Origin of the sequence: Roseovarius salis, from assembly GCF_044472985.1 — a bacterium.
GTDB lineage: Bacteria > Pseudomonadota > Alphaproteobacteria > Rhodobacterales > Rhodobacteraceae > Roseovarius > Roseovarius salis.
On record NZ_JBISDG010000079.1, the window covers coordinates 1 to 4,820 of the forward strand.

The 4,820-nt window shown below is 67.5% G+C and carries 4 protein-coding genes; 3 read left to right on the top strand and 1 reads right to left on the bottom strand.

Annotation, left to right across the window (positions count from 1 at the left end; all coding sequences use genetic code 11):
- From ACH13J_RS18040 to gcvP, 3 genes are all read left to right on the top strand, one after another.
- Positions 1 to 286: glycine cleavage T C-terminal barrel domain-containing protein (locus ACH13J_RS18040; protein WP_397544730.1), on the top strand; the 286-nt coding region annotated here is incomplete at its 5' end.
- A 19-nt stretch (positions 287 to 305) separates the two neighbouring features.
- Positions 306 to 665, top strand: coding sequence for a glycine cleavage system protein GcvH (gene gcvH / locus ACH13J_RS18045; RefSeq protein ID WP_397544731.1), 360 nt, complete (start codon positions 306 to 308; stop codon positions 663 to 665).
- 74 nt (positions 666 to 739) lie between these two features.
- Positions 740 to 3,589 (top strand): aminomethyl-transferring glycine dehydrogenase, encoded by a 2,850-nt coding sequence (gene gcvP, locus ACH13J_RS18050; protein WP_397544732.1) that lies wholly within the window; start codon positions 740 to 742, stop codon positions 3,587 to 3,589.
- Positions 3,590 to 3,677: 88 nt separating this feature from the next.
- On the opposite strand, the gene ACH13J_RS18055 is transcribed toward gcvP, so the two are convergent.
- Positions 3,678 to 4,820, bottom strand: a 1,143-nt coding sequence (locus tag ACH13J_RS18055; RefSeq protein ID WP_397544733.1) for an FtsX-like permease family protein, incomplete at its 5' end; no start/stop codon positions are given.

Sequence of the window (4,820 nt, forward strand, 5' to 3'; positions counted from 1 at the left end):
CGAGCTGGAGCGCGGCCCGGCCCGGTGCCGCGTGGGCCTGCGCCCGGAGGGCCGCGCGCCGATGCGCGACGGCACGCCGCTTTTCGAACACGATCAAGGGGGAGCGCCGGTCGGCCACGTGACCTCCGGCGCTTTCGGCCCCAGTGTCGGCGCCCCTGTTGCCATGGGCTACGTGCCGGCGGCGCTGGCCGATGCGGGGCGCGCGCTATATGGCGAGGTCCGCGGCCGGCGGCTTCCCGTGAGGGTGGCCGAGCTGCCCTTTACCCCCGCCCGTTTCAAACGCTGAGTCACACAGGGAGACAGATATGAAATTCACCGAGGAACATGAATGGCTAAAGCCGGAAGGTGACGAGATCACCGTTGGCATCACGGAACACGCGGCCAAGGAACTGGGCGACATCGTGTTCGTCGAACTGCCCGAGGTGGGCACCACCGTCAGCAAGGACGACGAGATCGTCGTGATCGAAAGCGTTAAGGCCGCGTCGGACATCATGGCGCCGGTTGACGGCGAGATCACCGAGGTCAACGACGCCATCGTCGACGAGCCCGCCAAGGTCAATGACGACCCAATGGGCGATGCCTGGTTCTTCAAGATGAAACCGTCGGACCCGTCCCAGATGGACGATTACATGGACGACGCCGCCTATCAGAAATTCATCGGCTGAGCGGCGCGCGTTCCGCAGCGATGTAGGATCGGGGCGCGCCGGTGCCGGGCGCCCTTGCAAAACACGAGGAAAGCATGCCGTTCAAGCCCACCGACTACCTGCCTTACGACTTCGCCAACCGCCGCCACATCGGCCCCTCTCCCGAGGAAATGGAAGAGATGCTGGAGGTGGTCGGCGCGGACAGCGTGGCGCAGCTCATCGACGAGACGATCCCCCAAGGCATCCGCCAGGAGGCGCCGCTCGACTTTGGCAAGCCGATGTCCGAGCGCGAACTGATGCATTTCATGCGTGTGACCTCTTCCAAGAACAAGGTGATGGTCAGCCTGATCGGACAGGGCTATCACGGCACGGTCACGCCGCCGGCGATCCAGCGCAACATCCTTGAAAACCCGGCGTGGTATACCTCCTACACGCCGTACCAGCCGGAAATCAGCCAGGGCCGGCTGGAGGCGCTGCTGAACTTCCAGACGATGATTTCCGATCTCACGGGGCTGGAGGTCGCCAACGCGTCGCTTCTGGACGAGGCCACGGCCTGCGCCGAGGCGATGACGATGGCGCAGCGCGTGTCGAAATCGAAGGCCACGGCTTTCTTCGTGGATCGTGACTGCCACCCCCAGAACATCGCCGTTATCAAGACGCGGGCCGAGCCGCTGGGGATCGAGGTGATCGTCGGCAATCCCGACAAGATGGAGGCCGAAAAGGTATTCGGCGCGCTGTTCCAGTATCCGGGCACCTACGGGCACGTGCGCGACTTTTCCGATCACATCGCGGCCCTGCACAAGCACAAGGCGATCGGGATCATGTCGGCCGATCCGCTGGCGCTGACCCTGCTCAAGGAGCCGGGCGCGATGGGCGCCGACATCGCGGTGGGCAGCGCGCAGCGGTTCGGGGTGCCCATGGGCTATGGCGGGCCGCACGCGGCCTACATCGCCTGCCGCGAGCCGATGAAGAGGTCGATGCCCGGACGCATCGTGGGCGTGTCCGTCGACAGCCACGGCAACCGCGCCTACCGTCTCGCGCTGCAGACGCGCGAACAGCACATCCGCCGCGAGAAGGCCACCAGCAATGTCTGCACCGCGCAGGCCCTGCTGGCGGTCATGGCCTCCATGTACGCAGTCTTTCACGGGCCCAAGGGGCTCCAGGCGATCGCGCAGCGCATCCACCGCAAGACGGTGCGCCTGGCCCGGGGGCTGGAGGAAAACGGCTTCAAGGTCGACCCCAAGGCGTTCTTCGACACCATAACGGTGGATGTCGGGCCCTTGCAGGCCGCCGTGATGAAATCGGCCGTGGACGAGGGCGTGAACCTGCGCCGCGTGGGCGAGCGCCGGGTCGGTATCACGCTGGACGAGGCCACGCGCCCCGAGACGATCGAGGCCGTCTGGCGGGCTTTCGGCATCCGGCGGGGTGACGACGATTTCACCCCCGAATACCGCGTGCCCGAGAACATGCACCGCCGGTCGGATTTCCTGACCCACCCGGTGTTCCACATGAACCGCGCCGAGACGGAGATGATGCGCTACATGCGCCGGCTGGCCGACCGGGACCTCGCGCTCGACCGGGCGATGATCCCGCTGGGGTCATGCACGATGAAACTCAACTCCGCGGCGGAAATGATGCCGATCAGCTGGCGCGAGTTCTCGCGGCTGCACCCGTTCTGCCCTGCCGACCAGGCCGAGGGATACCGCGAACTGATCGACGATCTGAATGCAAAGCTGTGCGCGATCACCGGCTATGACGCGATCTCGATGCAGCCCAATTCCGGCGCGCAGGGGGAATATGCGGGCCTTCTGACAATCGCCGCATGGCACCGGTCCCGCGGCGAGGGGCACCGCGATGTCTGCCTCATCCCGATGAGCGCGCACGGCACCAACCCCGCAAGTGCACACATGGTCGGCTGGAAGGTCGTCACGGTGAAATCCGGCGAGACCGGGGATATCGACCTCGAGGATTTCCGCGCCAAGGCCGAGCAGCATTCCCAGAACCTCGCCGGCTGCATGATAACCTATCCCAGCACGCACGGCGTGTTCGAGGAGGACGTCAAGGAGGTCTGCCAGATCGTTCACGATCACGGCGGACAGGTCTACATCGACGGGGCGAACCTGAACGCCATGGTGGGGCTTGCGCGGCCCGGTGACGTGGGCGGCGACGTCAGCCACCTGAACCTGCACAAGACCTTCTGCATCCCCCATGGCGGCGGCGGGCCGGGCATGGGGCCGATCGGGGTGAAGGAACACCTCGCGCCCTATCTTCCGGGCCATCCCGAGACGGGAGGAGAGCAGGGGCCCGTCGCCGCGGCGCCCTTCGGGTCGCCCTCGATCCTGCCGATCAGCTGGGCCTACACGCTGTTGATGGGAGGCGAGGGGCTGACGCAGGCCACGCGCGTGGCGATCCTGAACGCCAATTACATCGCCGAGCGGCTGGACGGCGCGTATGACGTGCTTTACCGCGGGCGCGGCGGGCGCGTGGCGCATGAATGCATCATCGACACGCGGCCCTTTGCCGAAAGCGCCGGCGTCACGGTGGACGACATCGCCAAGCGGCTGATCGACAACGGGTTCCACGCGCCAACGATGAGTTGGCCGGTGGCAGGGACGCTGATGGTCGAGCCCACGGAGAGCGAGACCAAGGCCGAGCTCGACCGCTTCTGCGACGCGATGCTGGCCATCCGCGAGGAAATCCGCGATATCGAGGAGGGCCGTGTCGATCCCGCGAACAACCCGCTCAAGAACGCCCCGCACACCATGGAGGATCTCGTCAAGGACTGGGACAGGCCGTACACGCGGGAACAGGCGTGCTTCCCGCCCGGCGCGTTCCGGGTCGACAAGTACTGGCCGCCGGTGAACCGCGTGGACAATGTCTACGGCGACCGCCACCTGGTCTGCACCTGCCCGCCGCTGGAGGCATACGCCGAGGCGGCCGAGTAGCCGGCCCGGCGCTCATCGGGCCTTGCGGCCCTCTTCGCGAAGACGCCCGAGAGGGCGGATGAGCGCCGCGCCCGCGACGGAAGTTTGCCTAGTCCTGCGCGCGCAGTTCCCTGGCCGGGCGTGCGAGCATCGGTGCCCAGGCAAAGGCCAGCCCGGCCACCAGGCTGACCGCCGCGCCGCCCGCCACGATCCCCACCGCCGCCCCCCACGCCACGGCAAAGCCTGTGTCCATCACGAAGCGGCTGACCGCCCAGCCACCGCCGATGCCCGCGGCGAGCGCCACGAGCCCCGCCACCGCCCCCAGAAGCCCCGCGCGCAGGGCAAGCCCCGCGAGGATACGGCGGCGCGTCGCCCCGAGCGTTTTCAGGATCGCCGCCTCGTACCGGCGCGAGCGCTGGTCGGCGGCAGCGGCCCCGATCAACACCAGGAACCCGGTCAGCAGGGTCACCGACGCCCCCCAGCTCGTGGCAGAGGCCAGCCCCGCCAGCAGCTCGCTGACCTGTTCGATCGCGTCGCGCACGCGGATCGCGGTGATGTTGGGATAGGTGTCGGAAATATCCCGCAGGATCGCGGCCTCGGCGGTCTCGCGCGCGTAGACGGTCGCGATGAAGCTGTGTGGCGCGGCCTCCAGCGCCGCGGGATTCATCACCATGATGAAGCCCATGCCGCCGGTCGAGAAATCCACCTCGCGGAAAGAGGTCAGCTCGGCCGTCACGTCCCGTCCGAGAATGTTCACCGTGACCTCGTCGCCCAGTTCCAGTCCCATCTCGGCGGCTTCCTCGGCGGCGAAACTCAACTGTGGCGGCCCGTCGTAGCCTGCCCCCCACCACTCCCCCTTGGTCAGGGTCGTCCGGTCCGGCAGTGCACCGGCATATGTCACGCCGCGATCTCCCTGCAGTACCCAGTGATCACCGGCGACCTCGGCCGCGGGGCGGCCGTTTATCGTGCTGATGATCCCGCGCAGCATCGGGGCGTGGTCCACGCGGCTGACCGCGGGATCGCCCTTCAGCCTGTCGAGGACACCGCTGATCTGGTCCTTCTGGATGTCGACGAAGAAAAACGCGGGGGCCTGTCGGGGCAGGTCGCGGGCGATGGCGGATCTCAGGTTGCGGTCGATCTGGCCAACAGCCGCGAGAACCGACAGGCCGAGCCCCAGCGACAGGACGACCGGCACGGCCGAGCTGCCGGGCCCGCCGATCGCCGCCAGCGCCCAGCCAAGCGCGGGGCGTCC